General features: G+C 53.6%; 14 protein-coding genes. 8 read left to right on the forward strand and 6 right to left on the reverse strand.

Annotated features, from left to right (window positions below):
- Nucleotides 1-40 precede the first annotated feature (40 nt).
- From ABLV30_RS14125 to ABLV30_RS14140, 4 genes are all read right to left on the reverse strand, one after another.
- Nucleotides 41-658 carry a transcriptional regulator gene (locus ABLV30_RS14125; protein ID WP_224384589.1) on the reverse strand — a complete coding sequence of 206 codons (618 nt, stop codon included), beginning with the start codon at nt 656-658 and terminating at the stop codon, nt 41-43.
- Nucleotides 659-766: 108 nt separating this feature from the next.
- On the reverse strand, nt 767-907 hold the full coding sequence (locus ABLV30_RS14130; protein WP_139134470.1) for a small membrane protein: 141 nt from the start codon (nt 905-907) through the stop codon (nt 767-769).
- Nucleotides 908-1,273: 366 nt separating this feature from the next.
- Nucleotides 1,274-1,972, reverse strand: a complete 699-nt coding sequence (locus ABLV30_RS14135; RefSeq protein WP_219538943.1) for a response regulator transcription factor — start codon at nt 1,970-1,972, stop codon at nt 1,274-1,276.
- Nucleotides 1,969-3,930: a sensor histidine kinase gene (locus ABLV30_RS14140; RefSeq protein WP_265800335.1), complete on the reverse strand. Its 1,962-nt coding sequence runs from the start codon at nt 3,928-3,930 to the stop codon at nt 1,969-1,971. Before ABLV30_RS14140 ends, ABLV30_RS14135 begins: the two co-directional genes overlap by 4 nt.
- 841 nt (nt 3,931-4,771) lie before the next feature.
- On the opposite strand from ABLV30_RS14140, the gene ABLV30_RS14145 reads away from it, so the two are divergent.
- The gene (locus ABLV30_RS14145; protein ID WP_025107768.1) at nt 4,772-6,055 is read left to right on the forward strand and encodes a citrate synthase; all 1,284 of its coding nucleotides are present in this window, start codon (nt 4,772-4,774) and stop codon (nt 6,053-6,055) included.
- Nucleotides 6,056-6,152: 97 nt separating this feature from the next.
- Here the strand turns inward: ABLV30_RS14145 and yegD are convergent, their stop codons facing one another.
- Nucleotides 6,153-7,505, reverse strand: coding sequence for a molecular chaperone (gene yegD / locus ABLV30_RS14150; protein WP_014838962.1), 1,353 nt, complete (start codon nt 7,503-7,505; stop codon nt 6,153-6,155).
- Nucleotides 7,506-7,641: 136 nt separating this feature from the next.
- Here yegD and alkA point away from each other — a divergent pair, with 136 nt between their 5' ends.
- The 4 genes from alkA to asmA all read left to right on the forward strand — a co-directional run bounded on the left by alkA (nt 7,642) and on the right by asmA (nt 11,793).
- Nucleotides 7,642-8,490: a DNA-3-methyladenine glycosylase 2 gene (gene alkA, locus ABLV30_RS14155; protein ID WP_080528244.1), complete on the forward strand. Its 849-nt coding sequence runs from the start codon at nt 7,642-7,644 to the stop codon at nt 8,488-8,490.
- Nucleotides 8,491-8,604: 114 nt separating this feature from the next.
- On the forward strand, nt 8,605-9,246 hold the full coding sequence (gene udk, locus ABLV30_RS14160; protein ID WP_004122537.1) for a uridine kinase: 642 nt from the start codon (nt 8,605-8,607) through the stop codon (nt 9,244-9,246).
- Between the two features lie 90 nt (nt 9,247-9,336).
- Nucleotides 9,337-9,918 carry a dCTP deaminase gene (gene dcd, locus ABLV30_RS14165; protein WP_004852489.1) on the forward strand — a complete coding sequence of 194 codons (582 nt, stop codon included), beginning with the start codon at nt 9,337-9,339 and terminating at the stop codon, nt 9,916-9,918.
- A gap of 27 nt (nt 9,919-9,945) precedes the next feature.
- The gene (gene asmA / locus ABLV30_RS14170) at nt 9,946-11,793 is read left to right on the forward strand and encodes an outer membrane assembly protein AsmA (protein WP_265800238.1); all 1,848 of its coding nucleotides are present in this window, start codon (nt 9,946-9,948) and stop codon (nt 11,791-11,793) included.
- Between the two features lie 239 nt (nt 11,794-12,032).
- Here asmA and ABLV30_RS14175 read toward each other — a convergent pair whose 3' ends face one another.
- Nucleotides 12,033-13,619 carry a TerC family protein gene (locus tag ABLV30_RS14175; RefSeq protein WP_265800236.1) on the reverse strand — a complete coding sequence of 529 codons (1,587 nt, stop codon included), beginning with the start codon at nt 13,617-13,619 and terminating at the stop codon, nt 12,033-12,035.
- Nucleotides 13,620-14,596: 977 nt separating this feature from the next.
- On the opposite strand from ABLV30_RS14175, the gene galF reads away from it, so the two are divergent.
- The 3 genes from galF to ABLV30_RS14190 all read left to right on the forward strand — a co-directional run bounded on the left by galF (nt 14,597) and on the right by ABLV30_RS14190 (nt 19,032).
- Nucleotides 14,597-15,493 carry a UTP--glucose-1-phosphate uridylyltransferase GalF gene (galF, locus tag ABLV30_RS14180; protein WP_016946203.1) on the forward strand — a complete coding sequence of 299 codons (897 nt, stop codon included), beginning with the start codon at nt 14,597-14,599 and terminating at the stop codon, nt 15,491-15,493.
- Nucleotides 15,494-15,967: 474 nt separating this feature from the next.
- Nucleotides 15,968-16,597 (forward strand): phosphatase PAP2 family protein, encoded by a 630-nt coding sequence (locus tag ABLV30_RS14185; protein WP_116280312.1) that lies wholly within the window; start codon nt 15,968-15,970, stop codon nt 16,595-16,597.
- A 1,001-nt stretch (nt 16,598-17,598) separates the two neighbouring features.
- Nucleotides 17,599-19,032, forward strand: coding sequence for a capsule assembly Wzi family protein (locus ABLV30_RS14190; RefSeq protein WP_187227897.1), 1,434 nt, complete (start codon nt 17,599-17,601; stop codon nt 19,030-19,032).
- The last annotated feature ends 33 nt before the right edge of the window (nt 19,033-19,065 follow it).

Raw genomic sequence — 19,065 nt, forward strand, 5'->3', positions numbered from 1 at the left:
TACGGTACATAATGCGATCGTCGATGGCGCGTGCGCGCGTTTACCAGCGCTCTTTTAATAAGTTAATAAACTGGAAAAAGTCATAATTGTTATTAAGGCTGTATTTTTCCATAATTTTGCTTTTGTGCCAGGTGATGGTTTTGGGGGTGACTTTGTTGAGAGCAGAAATTTTACCGATATCAAAGCCATGAATAATGCCGGTGGCGACGGCTACCTGCGATTTGGACAACATTTTATGCGGGCAGTGAGTGCAAATTAGCGGCGAGTCGATCCTCTGCGTCAGAGGAAGCAGTTCACTTCTTTTCAGCTCGTGGCCAATGATTTCAAACATCTTATCGATATTAACGGCTTTGATTGAGACAAAGATAACGCCCTTAAGGCAGTTGACGATCAGCTCCTTTTCCGGAAGTTTGTCATAGCTGTGCAATATAATCACCGAACTGTTTTTTTTACGGTTCTTTATACTGGTATTGCACAGATAGATCTCGCCGGGAAGAACTTCAGCGATGATGATATCCTTATCTAAAAAATCATTATGCTTATAAGAAAAAGCGGCTTTAAGATTACCGCTGCGGCTGATGAGCTCATTGACTATGGCAACCAACGACTCTCGGAGAAAGGTATTCCTGGTGTTGATGGCGATGTTTATTTTTTTCATGGCGTTATTTCCCTGATAAATCAACATAACGCCATGTTGTGAACAATCCTCCGGGCGTATGCGGTGGCTGCTGCTGGACAGATTTGGTTATTATTCGCGGGGCTTTAGTTATTTTCTGCGCGAAGAATTCTTAGCTGAAAACGGAATTTTTTGTTTTCTCCTGTCTCTGATATAGGAAACAAGGCTGTAAACAGACACGCAAAGGCAAAATATGCACAGCAATAAGGCTAACCATGTTTGCATGGCCATGATAGATATCCTTTAACTTAATTTTAGGTGTTAAAAATGTACCTCGCCGGCACGGGAATATTTTTATACTCTTCTTTAAACCGTGCTCGCGATACGCGGCCGAAAAGCGCACGGCAAGCGTCCTGAATTCAGCTATTGCTGGATCAGCAATAGTCGGTTTGCTCAGGGAGGCTTTGGGCCGGTGTGCTCACGACGCCATGTCAATGTAAGAAAATTCTTAATGTGCTGTCAGTCTCATTTCTCTCATTCCTCTCAAAAACTGAAAAAAATTAACAAGAGCAGCAAAACTGAAAACAACTTCGCAATGACGCCGCGCGGATGGAGGGATACAGACCGGCAGCGCTGCTGCTGCCGGCCGGGGAAAGGTCAGGAGAGAAACGCCAGCCCTTTGCCAAAAATTGCGCGAATCGGCAGGGTGATACCATGAAGGCGGGCCTTGTGGCGCAGGCGGCTGATCACGACGTCGATTCGGTGCAGTTCCGGTTCGCCTTCATCGGTAAACAGAGAGGTGTGCAGGTCAACCTTGCTGCAGACCTCATTGCGGTTACGCATTAACACTTCCAGCAGCCGATACTCTTGCTGCGTGAGCGGCAGGGCCAGCCCAGACGGCGCCACAAGGTGCTCGTTCTGGAGTACCCAGTGAGACGGCGCTGGCCGCTCTGCTGATAGCGCCGGGTTGACACGTTCCGTCGGTTTTTGCTGGCGAAGCCGGGAGCCAAGCGCCTGAATACTCTCCGCGAGGTCGGAAAAGTTGACCGGCTTGATGAGATAGAGATCGGCGCCGGCGTTTAAGGCCTGGAGCCGATCCTGCTCATGCCCTCTGGCGGTCACCACCACCAGGCCGAACTGGCCAATTTCGTGCAAATAGTCCAGCACGCTAAAGCCGTCCTCACCCGGCAAGCCAATATCGATAAGCACAATATCAACCGGATCGCGATGCAGCTGCCGCCAGAAGGCTTCGGCGCTGCCCACGCCCCAGGCATCGAAGCCGCGATGGCGCAGAAAAGCCAGCAGCTCGTCGAGTAAATCAGCGCTATCTTCGATGATTGCGACGCGTAATGTCATGATTTGTCCTTCTGCTGTCCGTTAACCGGGAGCGTGAGCGCAAATTTGCATCCGGCCGACGTGTTCTCTGCCAGCCACAGGTCCCCGCCGTGAGCCTGGATGATTTGTCGGGCGACATACAGGCCAAGCCCGGTCCCGGCCGGCGTTGCGGTATCCGTTTCGCCGCGCCGATAGCGCTCGAAAATATGCTCGACCTGTTCAGGCGGGATGCCGGGACCGCGATCGCCAATGCGTAATTCCACGTGTTTTTCCTGCGGATAAATCTCGATGCTTATCTCCCCGGAAGCGGCATATTTCACCGAGTTGTCGAGCAGGTTGGCGATGGCGATACACAGTAGCCCGCTATCAATAAACAGCACCGGTGAAGGGGAGTCCGGACCTACAGTTTGCCCCTCAAGGGTGACATCCAGATAATGGTTAAGCGAAAGATCCACGACCGTCGCGGCCATATAGATCACCGGCAGCAGCGCTGCATCCTGCCTGTCGGCGTGCAGGTCCCTCGAGGAGAGCCGGGCGTCGGCCAGGCAATTATCGGTAAGCTGTACCAGACGGGTTGTCGCCCGCTGCATGCGGTCGAGGCGCGAGCTCTGCGTCACCGTTGCGGGGCACAGGCGCAGGTTTTCCAGCGCGGCCTGGAGGATCGCCAGCGGCGTTCTGAACTCATGCGCCACCATTCCCATAAACTGGCGCTGGTGGAAGCTGGCCTCGCGTTCAATCTGTAGCTCTCGCGCCAGCTGCTGCTTACGCACCAGAGTCCGGTTTTCCGCCCGCACCCGCAGTACGGCGATGATCAGGACGGTGACGATATGAATAATCAGCGCGTACTGCCAGGTGGAATAGACCCCATTATGAAACGGAATGACGCCATGGATAGAGAGCAGCGCCAGCCCGGCGGAGACGACGTATATCGGCGGCAGCAGCCCCAGCAGCAGCGTATTGATATCAATCGCTTTGCGCCGCCACAGCATCCATGACGTGATCAACAGAATAGGGGCGGCGATAAAAAATATCCCGGCCTCTATCTGCATCGCCAGGCCGTAAAAGCCCAGCGGAATACTGATTTGCAGAACGATGTTTAAACCGATCGCCGCCAGCAGCAGTTGATGCAGCCGCGGCATATTTTTCTTGAGATCGAAAACTTCGCTATGCAGCCACAGCGCGGTGGCGTAGCTCACCAGCGACAGGCAGCTGATCATATAATCCTGAACCGGCAGCAGGGCGCTGCCAAATAACCACTCCGGGTAGCCATGCAGGGCCGCGACGAGCGGATAGTTTAGCGAGAACAGGCAGATCCCCCACAGCAGGCGCCGACGCAGCGCGATGGCAAGCCACAGGGCGATGCCGCTGGCAATTACCGCCAGGCCAAAATAGAAGCTCCAGAAAGCGGTATCGAGCGTGGCCGAACGCACGAACTCCTGCGGCGAGGAGAGCGTCGCCAGCAGAATCAGGGTGCTGCTGCTCTGGAGACGGAATACCATCTCGTAGCCAGCCGCCGTCGGCGGGGGCGGCAAAATCAGTACGCTTTCGCGGTAGTCGAGATCGTTATCCCGGGCAGACGCATGGTCGCCAAACTCTTTCTGTCGCCATGGACTGTTGCTGCCGTAGGGGCGATAAAACACGGTCAAACGATCGACAAACGACGGACCGAGCTGCAGCCAGCGCTGTTCGCCAGCAAATAAGGCCGCCGGGAGCGAAGTACGTAGCCAGTAGGCCTTTGTCGAGTAGCCGAACGACGGGATAAGCGGCGCCGTTTTTAGCGCCTCTTCAGGGAGCGAAAGAAAGGCGTTGAGGGTCAGCGTGTCGCTGGCGTCGGCGTACCAGTAGACCGGAATATCAATACCCAGCTGGCGGACCTCCGCGCGGGCTGGCGCCCCTATCTGCAGAGCGATAATGACGCCGCACCATGCCCAGAAATGCGCGCTGCGGCTCCTGCGAATAAGATCATAAAAAGCGCACAAACGATTCAATCACGCCCCCTTGTGGCATGGATTAATCAATCAGACGGTATAAACGCAGAGGAACGCTGCCGCAGGCACAGGTACCCCTCCGCATTCGCGAAATAAACGTCCAGGGCCGGGCAACGCAGCATTCTGCTGGTGCCGAAGATATTATTCCAGCGTTATCTGCACGCCGGGTAACTGGCCAGACCTGATGTAAGAAGATTCTCAATCAACGTTAACGTAGGAGGGAGGTGCATAATAAGCAACCTGAAAGTTCAGGCACAGCATACGAGTTTATGATGTTATGCCATAAATTGACGCGATAGCTATATAAAATTGGCATTAGATTTTTTAATCAGCGCATATAAAAGCAGCGGGTTATATTCAAGTTTAATTTACGCTGAAATAACGATAACGGACAATATCTGCGGCGAGCGAGGCGCATTTGGCGATGAATCCACCGCGGCTGATGGGATGACCGGTCGCACAGACCCTCATAAAAGACCGCCGACGAGCGTGTGATAAAAAACTGACACCGGCAGTCCATGGCACCACGTGCGAGTAGCGGATTTATGCGGGCAAAAAAATAAAATGGTTATATATTGACCTGCGATGAAATAAAATCAGTATTCTAAGGCGTGATAGTAGAATTTAGACGAGGGTAATTTCGGGGTAAGCGTATTTTATGCGGTTGAAAGGGCGATTTTCTGTTTCTTTCCCACCCATAATAGCGGTCCTTTATCAATGTTTTGGTTATTTACATCAAAGAATCCGCGGACGACTGTGGTTATGTTGGTTATTCCGCCTGGAGAAATGACCAGGTAAATCATTCACTCGTTGTGCAAGGAGACCTGACAGGATGACGACGAAATCGCTAACGCTGTCTTTGGATGAACAACAGTCCATTCCGTTGAGTACGGTCTCAGGGACGCAGGGCTATCCCGGCATGGATATTCGTCCGCTGGCGTCCGCAGGTATATGCAGTTTCGACCCCGGTTTTGCTAACACCGCAGGCTGTACGTCGGCCATCTCCTGGATTGATACCGAAAACAGCGTTTTGCTGCACCGCGGCTATCCGGTCGATCAGCTGGCTCGCCAGTGCGACTTCCTTGAGGTAGCCTGGATTCTGCTGCGGGGCGATGCGCCTGACGAAGCCAGCTATCAGGCGTTCAAAAACACGATTACCCGCCATAGCCTGGTACACGAGCAGATTGGCCGCATGTGCAGCAGCTTTCGGCGCGACTCGCATCCGATGGCCTTAATGTGCGCTCTGGTGGGCACGCTGGCGGCGTTCTATCACGATGTGCTGGACGTTGAAAATCCCGAGCACCGCGCGCTGGCCGCCACCCGCCTGCTGTCGAAAATGCCGACGCTGGCGGCGATGAGCTATAAGTTTTCTATTGAGCAACCGGCGCAGTATCCGCGCAACGATCTTTCCTACGCGGGGAATTTCCTGCATATGCTGTTTGCTATCCCGGCGGAGCCGTATCAGCTGAATCCGGTGATTGAGCAGGCGATGAACCAGATCCTGGTGCTGCACGCCGACCACGGCCAGTGCGCATCGACGACCACCGTCCGGGCGGCGGGCTCCTCCGGGGCGAATCTTTTTGCCTGCATCGCCGCCGGGCTCGCTTCTTTATGGGGACCGGCCCACGGCGGGGCGAACGAAGCCAGTATGCGGATGCTGGAGGAGATCAACACCGTCGACCAAATTCCGGCGTTCCTGAGCAAAGCGAAACGCGATCCGCAGGCGTTTCGTCGTCTGGGATTCGGTAACTCTCGCTACCGTCATCTTGATCCGCGCGCCGCTATTTTGCGCGAAACCTGTCACCGGGTGCTGAAGGAACTGGGGATGTCCGATATGCCGTTACAGGTGGCGATGGCTCTTGAAGAGGTGGCGCTGACCGACCCCTACTTTGTTGAAAATGGCCTGTCGCCGAGCGTGGATTTCTACACCGCGGTGATCCTTAAAGCGATGGGGCTGCCTTCATCGATGTTTGTGGCGATTACCGCCGTAGGCCGAACGCTTGGCTGGGTGGCGCACTGGAACGAAATGCACGAAGCGCCGCTGAATATTTATCGCCCCCGGCAGATTTATACCGGCGAAAAGCGGCGGGATTACGTTTCGCGGCGTGAAGGGTGACAACAGGGGGCAATCGGGAAAATTAAGCCCGGCTCGCGCTGCGCTGAGCCGGGCTACAAATTCACTGCGTTCTGTGGTGCGGGAACGCAGCGGATGTTTAGCGAAACATCACCTGCGCCCAGCGGGCCAGCCCGGCGGTAACCGAGCCAAAATCATCCCCTCCGGCAACCGGAATGCCCGGCAGGTGCGCCGCCAGCGCTTTTTTAATCAACGGCGAGCGAGCGCTGCCACCGGTCAGGTAAATCACGTCCGGTTTTTCATTACTGTTATCCAGCGCCAGCTGAACCTGCTCCATGATCCGGGCCAGCGGCTGATCCAGCGCAGCTTCCAGACCCTGCTGGCTGATGGCTGTCGCCAGCTCGTCGCTAATAAACGGTAGCCCCGCGGTGACGCTCGGCTGCGCGGAAAGGGCGATTTTGCTCTCTTCCGCGCTGCGCACCAGGCGATAGCTCAGGCGCTGACGCCAGACCTTCAGCAGCAGCGCGACTTTTTCGCTGTCTCGGGCGCTGCGTAGCAAATCGTTAAGCAGGCGACCGTTGGCGGCGCTGTAAAAGTCGGTCTGCGCCGGCACGTCGTTAATTGCCACCGCATTCCACCACGGCAGAATCGGCAGCGCGATGCCTTTTTCGGTATCGCCGCCCATCCCCAGCAGCGGCATCAGGCATTTAAAGGCCAGGGCGATATCCAGGTCGTTACCGCCGACGCGGCAGCCGCTGTGGCCGAGCAGGCTTTGCTGGCGATCGGCTTTTTCTCGCCACTGCGGCCCCATCAACAGCAGCGAACAGTCGGTGGTACCGCCGCCGATGTCGACGACCAGCACGCGTTTTTCTTCGCTCAGCGTCGCTTCGAAATCCAGACCGGCGGCGACCGGCTCAAACTGAAACACGACGTCACGAAAGCCCGCGCGCTTTGCCGCACGTTCGAGAATGCCCTGCGCCTGGGCGTTGGCATCATCGCCGCCCAGCCCCTGGAAGTTAATCGGGCGGCCGATAACCGCCTGATCGATGGTTTCCGGCAGCTGCGTTTGCGCCTGGAGTTTGATATGCAGCATCATGGCGCACACTAAGTCTTCAAACAGCGCTACCTGCTGCGGCTTAAGCCCGCTGGCGCCGAGAAACGATTTCGGCGACTTTACAAAGTAGACTTCTTGCGGATCTTCAACGTACTGATGCAGCGAAGCGAGACCAAACTGCACGCTGTTGCCGAGTACGTCGATATCTTCCTCGCGGTTGAAGCTTATCGCGCGACGCAGCAGCGCCTGGTTTTCATCACCGTTGGGCGGGACGTCGTGGTGGCGATAGAGCCACTCGCTGACCGCTTCGCGGGTCGGCGCGCAAAGCATTGATGGCAGTAGTGAACTGCCGTTTTCCAGCGTCAGCAGCTGCGGCGTATTGTCGCGCATCACCGCCACTGAACAGTTAGCGGTACCGTAGTCAAAACCAATAAACATAGCCTGCAAAATCCCCATGCCGGTGAAGAAGGGGGGCGACTTTAGCGGATTGACGGCACTGCGACAACTGGAATTTAAAAGCAAGGCGCAGGCGGCGCGGAGCCGCTATGATTGAAGCGCTAAAAAAGGAGAAATGATGACGCTGCTACCCTGGCATTCCCCCTACGACTGGCAATGGATGTTTCATTTTCTTGGCGCGCGTACGGTGCAGGGAATTGAAACTTTTGCCGGCGACAGCTATTGCCGCAGCTTCGCCCTGAATGGCCACGCCGGACTCATCACGGTGACGCCGGATGACGCCGCGCAGGGCATGCGGGTGACGCTTTCCGCCGGGCTGCAGCCGGTCGCGGAGTTGTGCCTGGCGCGGGTTGCGCGCTTATTTGATTTGTCCTGCGACCCGCAGCAGATCGCCCTGACGCTGGGAAGCCTTGCGCTGCCAAGGCCGGGGCTTCGTCTGCCGGGCTCCCTGGATGCGTTTGAACAAGCGGTACGGGCGGTGCTCGGCCAGCTGGTGAGCGTGGCCATGGCGGCAAAGCTCACCGGGAAAGTGGTGGCCGCCTTCGGGGAACCGTTGACCGACGCGCCGGGCTTTTATCTCTTCCCGAGCGCGCAGCGGCTGGCGCAGGCCGATCCGCTGGCGCTAAAGGCGCTGGGCATGCCCCTGCGGCGCGCGGAGGCGCTGATCCACCTGGCGCAGGCGGCTATCCGCGGCGATCTCCCCCTCTTCGCGCCGGAGAATATCGACGCCGGAATAAAGCAGCTGCAGACGCTGCCCGGGATAGGCCGCTGGACGGCGAACTATTTCGCGCTGCGCGGCTGGCAGGCGCCGGATATCTTCCTGGCGGATGATTATCTGATTAAACAGCGTTTTCCCGGCATGACGCCGGCGCGGATTGCGCGCTATGCCAGCCGCTGGCACCCCTGGCGCTCGTACGCTTTACTGCATATCTGGTATACGCAAGGCTGGTCGCCGGAGGAGGAATAGACCCGGGAGGCGCTTAGCACTGGTATCGACGCGCTGAAATCCCTATAATTGCGGCGTTTGGCGGTCAACCGCCACCCTTCCTACATTCCCAGGTTAATCAGGTCGCAAAAATTTATGACTGATACGTCTCATCAGTGCGTCATTATAGGCATCGCCGGCGCATCGGCTTCGGGCAAAAGCCTTATCGCCAGTACGCTATATCGTGAATTACGTGAACAGGTCGGCGATGAACATATCGGCGTTATTCCGGAAGACAGCTATTACAAGGATCAAGGTCATCTGTCGATGGAAGAGCGTGTAAAAACCAACTATGACCACCCAAGCTCCATGGATCATAGTCTGCTGTTTCAGCATTTGCAGATGCTGAGAAGCGGCCAGCCGATAGAGTTGCCGGTGTATAGCTACGTTGAGCATACCCGTATGCCGGAAACCATTCATATTGAACCGAAGAAAGTCATCATTCTCGAAGGGATTCTGCTGCTGACCGACGCCCGCCTGCGCAACGAACTCAGTTTCTCCATTTTTGTCGACACCCCGCTGGATATCTGCCTGATGCGGCGCATCAAGCGAGACGTTAACGAGCGCGGGCGTTCGATGGATTCTGTAATGGCGCAGTACCAGAAAACGGTGCGCCCGATGTTCCTGCAGTTTATCGACCCTTCCAAACAGTATGCCGATATTATCGTGCCTCGCGGCGGTAAGAACCGTATCGCCATCGATATATTGAAGGCCAAAATCAGTCAGTTCTTTGAATAACACGAACGAATTGTGTAACGTGCAAAGAGAAGCCAATTTGCCCTTATCCCCGGAAGGCGTAGGGGCGCAATGCCTTAAAGGAGAACGTTCATGCGTCTGTGCGACCGAGATATAGAAGCCTGGTTGGATGAGGGGCGTCTGGCCATTAATCCGCGCCCGCCCGTTGAGCGCATTAACGGCGCGACGGTCGATGTTCGGCTGGGAAATAAGTTTCGGACTTTCCGCGGGCACACGGCGGGCTTTATTGACCTGAGCGGGCCTAAAGCGGAAGTCAGCGCGGCGCTGGATCGCGTGATGAGCGAAGAGATTGTTCTGCCGGATGGTGAAGCGTTCTTCCTGCATCCGGGCGAGCTGGCGCTGGCGGTGACCTTTGAATCGGTCACCCTGCCGCCGGATCTCGTCGGCTGGCTGGATGGCCGCTCTTCGCTGGCGCGTCTGGGCCTGATGGTGCACGTCACCGCGCACCGCATCGATCCGGGCTGGTCCGGCTGCATCGTACTGGAATTCTATAATTCGGGTAAGCTGCCGCTGGCGCTGCGTCCGGGGATGCTGATCGGCGCGTTAAGTTTTGAGCCGTTATCCGGGCCGGCGATGCGGCCTTATAATCGCCGCGAAGATGCGAAATATCGCGACCAGCAGGGCGCGGTAGCGAGTCGAATCGACAAGGATTGATAATTTTAGCGGTTTGCTGAGGATGCCATGAGACGAATTCTGACCACGCTGATGATCTTACTGGCGGTAGTTGTCGCCGGTCTTACCGCGCTGGTATTGCTGGTCAACCCCAACGATTTTCGCGCCTATATGGTCAAAGAGGTGGCGGATCGTAGCGGCTATCAGCTCGAGCTCAATGGGCCGCTGCGCTGGCACGTCTGGCCGCAGCTCAGCATTCTCTCAGGCCGCATGACCCTGACCGCGCCGGGTGCTGAAGAACCCGTTATTCGCGCGGATAATATGCGCCTTGACGTCGGGCTGCTGCCGCTGATCTCCCATCAGCTGCAGGTCAAGCAGGTGATGTTAAAGGGCGCGGTGATCCAGCTGACCTCCAAAACCGAAGCCGTGCGTAGCAAGGGGGCTCCGGTCGTCCCGCACGACAATACGCTGCCTCAGGTGCCGGAGGATCGCGGCTGGTCGTATGATGTCCAGAAGCTACAGATTGCCGATAGCGTGCTCTTTTTTCAGCATGAAGATGGCGAGCAGGTTACGGTGCGCGATATCCGTTTGCAGATGGAGCAGGACAGCAGCCATCGCGCCACGGTCGATTTCTCTGGCCGGGTGAACCGCGATCAGCGCGATCTGGCGCTTTCCTTCTCCGCCCAGGTGCAGGGCGGTGATTATCCTCATTCTCTGAAGGCGGATATTTCACAACTGAACTGGCAGCTTCGCGGCGCGGAGCTTCCCCCCGAAGGGATTAGCGGCCAGGCCAGCATGCAGGCCAGCTGGGTCGAGGATGCGAAAAAGCTCAGCTTCGATGGGCTGAACTTAACGGCTAACGGCAGCACCATTGCCGGCAACGGCAGCGTCGTGCTGGGCGACCAGCCTGACTGGACGCTGAACCTTCAGGCGGGCACGCTCAACCTCGATAGCCTGCTTTCTCATGCCTCCGCCTCTGGCGATAATAGCGTTAACCAGCAAGGGCAAAGCCAGAACAGGCAGCTGCGCCCGGTTATTGCGGATAACGATATTCAGCAGGATTACAACGCCCTGCGCGGGTTTAACGCCCGGCTGAACCTGACGGCTGACCAGCTGCAGTGGCGGGGAATGCACTTTACCCAGGTGAAAAGTGAAATCAGCAACCAGCAGGGGCTGCTGACGATTCACCAGATGCAGGGGAGCCTGGACGGTGGACGACTCTCGCTCCCCGGCTCGCTCGACGCGCGGGGCGCAACGCCGCATGCCTCTTTCCAGCCGCAACTCGACAACGTCGAGATCGGCTCGATTCTGAAAGCGTTTAATTATTCGATAAACCTCACCGGCAAGCTCTCGCTGACCGGCGAGTTCTCCGGCGGTAAGATCGATGCCGACGAGTTCCGCCGCAGCTGGCAGGGGCAGGCGGTAACGCAGCTCACTGATACGCGCACTGAAGGGCTCAACTTCCAGAAGCTGGTACAGCAGGCCGTCGAGCGCAGCACCAACGTTCAGGCGCAGGAAAATTACGACAATGCGACCCGACTGGATTCTGTCAGCACCGAGTTTGCGCTGAATAATGGGCTGGTCACCTTGACGCATATGCAGGGCCAATCTGACATGATGGCGCTGACCGGTCAGGGTGAGCTCAACCTGCTGAAAGAAGATTGTGATATGCTCTTCAACGTCCGGGTACTGGGCGGCTGGAAGGGCGAAAGCAAACTCATCGACAGGCTTAAGCAGACGGCGATCCCTTTGCGAATTTATGGTAACTGGCAGACGCTGAGCTACAGCCTGCAGGTTGACCAGATACTCCGCAAGCAGCTGCAGGATGAAGCCAGGAAACGGCTTAGCGAATGGGCTGAACGCAATAAAAACACCCAGGACGGCAAGGATGTGAAGAAGCTGCTCGACAAACTATAAGTTAGCCAGGAAAAGCAGAAGAAGCGCATCGTGCTAAGATTGCCGGCAATGCGCATTCCTCTGGAATTGCCGGCGGCGCTTCGCCTGCGCGGGCCTACGGCTAACGAGGGATGTGTTGAGAATTTAGGTTTTGTCGGCCGGGTAAGGCGATAGCCACTACCCGGCAGAAAGATTAGCAGACCCTTAAAAATCGATTAACCCGCCTGCGTCCGGCTTTTGATGCTTCATCGAAGAGAGCATCACACTTCATAGTCCAGTTCATCTTCATACTGCGCCGGCGGCACTATCAGTACTTTTTGTACCCGATGGCTGTCCACCTGCAGCGTGCGCAGCACGTAGCCGTCAAGTTTCACTTCTTCACCTTCCTGCGGCACATGCTGCAGGTACTCCATCAGCAGACCGGCAACCGTATGGTATTCACGTTTCTCATCCAGCGGCAGAGGAACGGACTGGACCAGGTCTTCCAGCGGCATATGCCCGTTGACCGTCCAGCTCCCGTCGCCGTTTTTGTGAATATCGTGACGGGCATCGATCTCTTCTGCTTCATTAGGCAGATTTCCGGCGATGGTCTCCATGACGTCGCTGAGCGTCACAATCCCCTCTACGGACCCAAATTCATCGACCACAAAGGCGAAGTGGGTTCTGGCTCTGCGGAACTGCTCCAGCGCAGGAAGCAGCGGCAGCGTTTCCGGGAACACCAGCGGCTGACGAATCAGAACCTGCAGATTGAGCGGTTCATGACGTAATGATTGCTGCAGAAGATCGATCACGTGCACGACGCCAAGCATATCCTCGTCATCATCGCCGCCGGTAACCACGAGGCGGGTATGCTGATTTTTGTCGAGTAAGGCGCGAATCTCCTCTTCCGGCGCGCTGAGATCAATATGTTCAATGTCATGACGCGAGGTCATGATGCTGCTGACGGTACGCTGATTGAGATTCAGTACCCGCTCAATCATCCGCCGCTCTTGCGGATTGAAGAGTGGGTTATCGTCGCGATGGGCAACCAGCGAGGCGGTCTCGCTATCCAGTTCGCTACTGTCTTTGCGCCCGCTCAACAGATTCATCACCGCTTCGGTGGTTCGCTGGCGTAGGGTCAGGTTGGCCGAGAGAAAGCGATGGCGGTTAAAAATCGCCAGCTGGTTGAAGGATTCAATCATGACCGAGAAGCCGATAGCCGCGTACAGGTAGCCTTTAGGAATAGGGAAACCAAAGCCTTCGGCAATCAGGCTAAAGCCGATCATCAGCAGGAAGCTCAGACAGAGAATAACGATGGTCGGATGGCTGTTAACAAAGCGGGTGAGGGCTTTACTGGCCATCAGCATCAGGCTAATGGCAATAATCACCGCAGCCATCATGACCGCCAGGTGGTCAACCATGCCGACCGCGGTTATCACCGAGTCGAGAGAGAAGATGGCATCAAGCACCACGATTTGCGCTACCACCCCCCAGAACCTGGCGCCTTTGCGCTGGGTCGGGTTATCGCTATCTTTCCCTTCCAGCCGTTCGTTAAGTTCAACGGTGGCTTTGAAGAGGAGGAATAATCCGCCAAACAGCATAATCAGATCGCGGGCGCTAAAGCTCAGATCGTGCCAGGTCATGAGCGGTTTGGTTAGCGTGACCAGCCAGGAGATCGAAGCCAGCAGCAGGAGGCGCATCACCATTGCGAGTAGCAGACCGGTGACGCGGGCCCGGTCTCGCTGTGCGGGAGGAAGTTTTTCCGCGAGAATGGCAATAAAAACCAGATTATCAATACCGAGTACCAGCTCAATAACGACAAGAGTAATGAGCCCGGCCCAGATAGAGGGGTCGGCAATCCATTCCATATTCAGTTAAAACCTTTACAACCTAAGAGTGCCATGAATCGATCATGGATAAGCTATAGATAAAATGCAATATTTTCTGCTGTTAATTAGCTCAGCCCCGAACCCGCTTCCCAATAAACCAGCAAATAAAAGAGTCAGTTGTGCAGGATATAACCTTTCCACAATGCGCTTATGGGATGGTACTTATTAATTAACGCGCGAAATTTCAGCGATACGGGCGGAGGCGGTACGCTCGCTTGTTAAGCCAGATGTCACCCTAGCGGTGATGGACCATGCTGCTCTGCAGCAGAAGGCGGATACGTTACTTAGATAACGCGAGAGTCAATCAATAGATTTGATGTATATATCAACGATTTTCTTGAATTTGGATTTTTATACTACTTAATGTCGTGGCTTGCCGTAGATCAATTTTTGCAGGACGATGTAATGAGCGTTATATGTGATGGCGAGCGGTAAAAACAGCAGCGAAGAGGGTTTAAGTCAGCGGGCTGCCCGTCGTTTTTTTCAGCAATATCATTGCTGACCGTGAAGTCAAGCGTGACGGGTAATTGGCTGCAATTCAGGCGCTTTTGTACGTTAAATAATTTTATTATCAATATAATTGATTATTTGGGCTGGATTTTTATTTTTTTGCAGTCACTTGTTCTGTGTCAATTCATGATGAAAGATTACAAGGTATTAAAAGAGAAATGATGGAGAAGCGATGAGCGTCATTACGCTACCTTATGAATAAAATAAGGTGCTGCTGGTGAGTAACTCATTGTAATTAAATGGAAATTCTTTAGAAAGTATGCGTATAAGAATTTTCTTAAAACTGTCTATTGGTATGTAGACTTTGCGTGTATTCTTAAATTCAGCGTGTAATTTCAGAATTTGACGGACAGAATGGCAGGTATCAAGCGTGTATCATCACTGATAAATGCCAGTGATACATACAAACTGACAGGATCAAAAGGTTTATAACCATACGGGTGGATATGAAAATGGTGAGTTTGAAAGCAGTTATACCGGTAGCAGGATTAGGGATGCATATGTTGCCCGCCACCAAGGCCATTCCGAAAGAGATGTTGCCGATCGTCGACAAGCCAATGGTGCAGTACATTGTTGATGAAATTGTAGCTGCGGGTATCAAGGAAATCGTGCTGGTGACGCATTCATCCAAGAATGCCGTAGAAAACCATTTCGACACCTCCTACGAACTGGAAGCATTGCTTGAACAGCGCGTAAAACGTCAGCTTCTGGCGGAAGTGCAGGCTATCTGTCCTCCTGGCGTAACGATCATGAACGTGCGTCAGGGCCAGCAGCTGGGTTTAGGTCACTCCATTCTTTGCGCGCGCCCGCTGATTGGCGATAACCCGTTTGTGGTGGTGCTCCCGGATATCATTCTGGACGACGCCAGCGCCGACCCTCTGCGCTATAACCTTGCCGCGATGGTGGCGCGTTTCAATGAAACGGGTCGTAGCCAGGTGCTGGCCAAACGGATGGAAGGCGATCTCTCCGAGTATTCCGTTATCCAGACTAAGGACGCTCTGGAATCGGCGGGGCAGGTTGCCCGAATCGTTGAGTTCATCGAAAAACCTGATGAACCGCAAACCCTGGATTCCGACCTGATGGCGGTAGGGCGCTATGTGCTTTCTGCCGATGTCTGGGCTGAACTGGAGCGTACCGAGCCGGGCGCCTGGGGACGTATTCAGTTAACCGATGCGATCGCCGAGCTGGCGAAAAAACAGTCAGTCGATGCGATGTTAATGACTGGCGACAGCTATGACTGCGGTAAAAAAATGGGCTATATGCAGGCTTTTGTCAGCTACGGGCTGCGTAACCATAAAGAAGGGGCAAAATTCCGCGAGAGTATTAAGAAGCTGCTGGCGTAGTTTTCGCGTCAGTGCTTATTAGCGCGTGAGAGTGAACGGTCCGAATTATCTGATGACGAAAAGAGGATTCGAGGCCGTTCACAACGTCAGATTCACAATATCAGATACTGCGCGTAGAACTGGTTAATAGCCCTATAAATACAATGAGTTAGCTGATTTTATTGTTATAGTGTATCGCTTTTGAACGCAGCAAATGTTCGGAGACTTCTGGTAGTCGAAGAAGACGTAGCATGATGAAATGGTCAGACAAGCAAAATTTACTCTTTGCTGATAATTACTTACTAAGATTTTTCTTAAGTAAGCGGCCCTTAGTCAAGGTGTAACATGAAAATAAAACTTGACTGAGATCATGTTTGCGCATTAAACAACGGTAGCGTGTGCATATTAATGTGAACTTAAGGATTGCATACGCCCACATAAATGTCGCGGGAAAGGCGTTGCTAACTGGAGAGATCGTCAAAGGATGAAAGATAAATGAACTGGCAGGTTGTCACTTTTTTTGGCGATAGCACCGTACTGTTACCCAGTGCGGCAGTATTGTTTATCGTGCTTTTTCTGCGAAAAGATTCAAAGCAGCTGGCCTGGCACTGGGCGCTGCTGTTTGGCATAACTGGCGCAATTGTCTGCGCATCAAAACTGGCATTTATGGGTTGGGGTATTGGGATTCGCGAGCTGGATTTCACTGGCTTTAGCGGGCACACCGCATTATCTTCAGCTTTCTGGCCAATCCTCTTATGGCTGCTGTGCGCGCGTGCTACACCAGCTCTTCGTTTTACTGCTGTCATAGTGGGTTATGCTCTGGCCGGACTGGTTGGCTACTCCCGACTGATGGTCCACGCACATTCAACTTCTGAAGTCATTGCCGGATTACTGCTGGGAGCCGCAGGCAGCGCAATTTTTCTGCTGCTACAGTCACGCGTTCGCGCCACTCATACAGTGCGGTTATCCTTTGGCAGTCTGGCGAGCATGGTGATTATCCCGGTGCTTCTGCTGAATACGGGGGCGAAGGCGCCAACCCAATCTTTGCTGAACGAGATTGCGGTGAAGATTGGCCCACTGGAAAAACCATTTACCCGAGCCGATCTGCATAAGCGATTTTACTGATTCAGACAAACGTGGAAAAGATGAAGGATTCAGAAAGAATCATGTCGTGTTCACATTGTATGCAATATGAAATTTATGATGAAAGTGTCAGTAGCGGCGATATTTCATATCCATGAAATAAATTTGTGATGGGTCATTCTGCGCAATAATTAGCGCAATGATAATCAGCCAGGATGTTTCCTAAATAAGTTTTCTGGCTAAATATCGAATTTATTAATGATAACAACAGCGTGGCATACTTCTTTTTACTATCAATTTTTGTAGTTGACTAACTATAATTAACTTGAAACTAAGTCAACACTCTTTTTGTGGTGAAAAAAGCAATAAAATCATAAAGTTGAGATTATTCAGTTGCTTTGTACTGGTTCCGTTTTTACGTGAAGAGCAGAAAACAATAGCGTTATCGGCAATTGGTTCGTGGCGCTGGCTACGTAACTGATAATGTGAGATTACGCTCCCAATTGAGGGTAGAATCTCGTAAACTTATGGCCGCGAAATTGTTTGCTTTGATGGATTAATCGCCGATTTATCGGAATCTACGATCGAATTTACAGGGAAAGAAGTACAGTGCATTGGTAGCTGTTAAGCCAAGGGCGGTAGCGTACCTGCGGCCAGGCCTTTTCTCTATATCACATCTCATTTTATGCGACAGAAATTCCTAAAGTGGACTCCATGCAGGTGATTCTCTTCGCAACCTGTATATACTAGCGAGTTGTCATCAAATCAGGACGTATTCATCTTGAAGCGGGCAGATAAACTGCGGGTATGAGGTGCGATGGAATAGCCTTCAATAACAATTTCGCATACATTGTGTACTGCAGGTAGCCTGCGAGTAGAAAACGAGCTTTAGCACGGCGTTCCGATCGGCATGCTTTCGTTTTCTCGGGCCAATACCTGTAGACCAAACATAGCAAAGGTTGGCGTCAGAGGGCGCTGCATCTATCAGTGTTCCCCTTGTCGCGCCAGCTTGCGAAAACGGGGCTTTAAATGGATCTTGTACAATGATAAAAATTGCGCGAATCGCACTCGCATTAGGGCTGCTTACTTCTGCCAGCTCACTTGCCTATGCCTCCGGGTTAGTGATGAATGACAACGAACTGCGCAACGATCTGGCGTGGCTCTCCGATCGCGGCGTTATTCATCTCAGCCTGTCGACCTGGCCGCTGAGCCAGGAAGAGATTAACCGGGCCCTTAAGAAGGCAAAACCCTCTTACTCTTCCGAACAGGTTGTTCTGGCGCGAATCAACCAGCGCCTCGACTCTTTAAAAGCGGATTTTCGGGTGAGCGGCTACACCTCAACGGATAAGCCCGGAACGCCGCAGGGCTTTGGTCAGAATCAGCCTGCGGATAGCTCTTTATCATTGGCCTTTAATAACAGCGGCGAATGGTGGGATGTGCACCTGCAGGGCAACGTTGAAGGTGACGAGCGCATCAGCAACGGTTCACGTTTTAATGCTAACGGCGCCTATGGCGCGGTTAAGTTCTGGAACCAGTGGCTCTCATTTGGTCAGATGCCGCAGTGGTGGGGGCCGGGTTATGAAGGCAGCCTGATCCGCGGTGATGCGATGCGGCCAATGACCGGCGTTTTAATGCAGCGTGCTGAACAGGCCGCGCCGGAAACCTGGTGGCTGCGATGGATTGGCCCATGGCAGTATCAGATTTCCGCCAGCCAGATGAATCAATATACTGCCGTACCGCATACCAAAATTATCGGCGGTCGTCTGACGTTTGCTCCTTTCCAGTCCCTTGAACTAGGCGCATCGCGCATTATGCAGTGGGGTGGGGAGGGGAGGCCGGAGTCGTTTAGCAGCTTCTGGGATGGTTTTACGGGTAAAGATAACACCGGTACAGCGAATGAACCGGGTAACCAGCTAGCTGGTTTTGATTTTAAATTTAAGCTAGAGCCAACGCTTGGTTGGCCGATTAGTTTCTATGGTCAACTTATTGGTGAAGACGAGGCCGGCTATCTTCCCTCTGCGAATATGTTCCTTGGAGGGGTTGAAGGACACCACGGTTGGGGTAAAGATGCTGTCAACTGGTATGTGGAAGCACATGACACTCGATCGAACCTGAGTCGTCTCAACTACAGCTATAACCACCACATTTATACCGACGGGTATTATCAACAAGGTTATCCGCTGGGTGACGCAATGGGCGGTGATGGCCAATTGTATGCCGGTAAGGTTGAATTGGTGACAGAAGATAACCAGCGCTGGAGCGCACGCCTTGCCTATGCCAAGGTCAATCCAAGAAGTCAGTCGATTAATAAAGCCTTCCCGCAATCGGATACTCTGAAAGGAGTTCAGTTGGGCTGGAGCGGGGATGTGTATAAATCAGTGCGTTTAAATACTTCTCTCTGGTACACCGATGCTGATAACAGCGACACCGACGACGTTGGTGCCAGTGCCGGGATTGAAATACCATTTAATTTATAGCCCGGCTATAGCGAATTTAGGATATCAGCAGGC

The sequence above is a fragment of the Klebsiella sp. CN_Kp113 genome (genome assembly GCF_040064585.1).
In the GTDB taxonomy this organism is placed as follows: domain Bacteria; phylum Pseudomonadota; class Gammaproteobacteria; order Enterobacterales; family Enterobacteriaceae; genus Klebsiella; species Klebsiella michiganensis.

What these genes read in the sequence shown, in the direction of transcription:
- ABLV30_RS14185 (WP_116280312.1), top strand. Translation starts at nt 15,968, where the DNA reads ATGAACTGGCAGGTTGTCACTTTTTTTGGCGATAGCACCGTACTGTTA.
- yegD (WP_014838962.1), bottom strand. Translation starts at nt 7,505, where the DNA reads ATGTTTATTGGTTTTGACTACGGTACCGCTAACTGTTCAGTGGCGGTG.
- ABLV30_RS14125 (WP_224384589.1), bottom strand. Translation starts at nt 658, where the DNA reads ATGAAAAAAATAAACATCGCCATCAACACCAGGAATACCTTTCTCCGA.
- ABLV30_RS14175 (WP_265800236.1), bottom strand. Translation starts at nt 13,619, where the DNA reads ATGGAATGGATTGCCGACCCCTCTATCTGGGCCGGGCTCATTACTCTT.
- udk (WP_004122537.1), top strand. Translation starts at nt 8,605, where the DNA reads ATGACTGATACGTCTCATCAGTGCGTCATTATAGGCATCGCCGGCGCA.
- ABLV30_RS14130 (WP_139134470.1), bottom strand. Translation starts at nt 907, where the DNA reads ATGGCCATGCAAACATGGTTAGCCTTATTGCTGTGCATATTTTGCCTT.
- ABLV30_RS14145 (WP_025107768.1), top strand. Translation starts at nt 4,772, where the DNA reads ATGACGACGAAATCGCTAACGCTGTCTTTGGATGAACAACAGTCCATT.
- galF (WP_016946203.1), top strand. Translation starts at nt 14,597, where the DNA reads ATGAAAATGGTGAGTTTGAAAGCAGTTATACCGGTAGCAGGATTAGGG.
- dcd (WP_004852489.1), top strand. Translation starts at nt 9,337, where the DNA reads ATGCGTCTGTGCGACCGAGATATAGAAGCCTGGTTGGATGAGGGGCGT.
- alkA (WP_080528244.1), top strand. Translation starts at nt 7,642, where the DNA reads ATGACGCTGCTACCCTGGCATTCCCCCTACGACTGGCAATGGATGTTT.
- ABLV30_RS14190 (WP_187227897.1), top strand. Translation starts at nt 17,599, where the DNA reads ATGATAAAAATTGCGCGAATCGCACTCGCATTAGGGCTGCTTACTTCT.
- ABLV30_RS14135 (WP_219538943.1), bottom strand. Translation starts at nt 1,972, where the DNA reads ATGACATTACGCGTCGCAATCATCGAAGATAGCGCTGATTTACTCGAC.
- asmA (WP_265800238.1), top strand. Translation starts at nt 9,946, where the DNA reads ATGAGACGAATTCTGACCACGCTGATGATCTTACTGGCGGTAGTTGTC.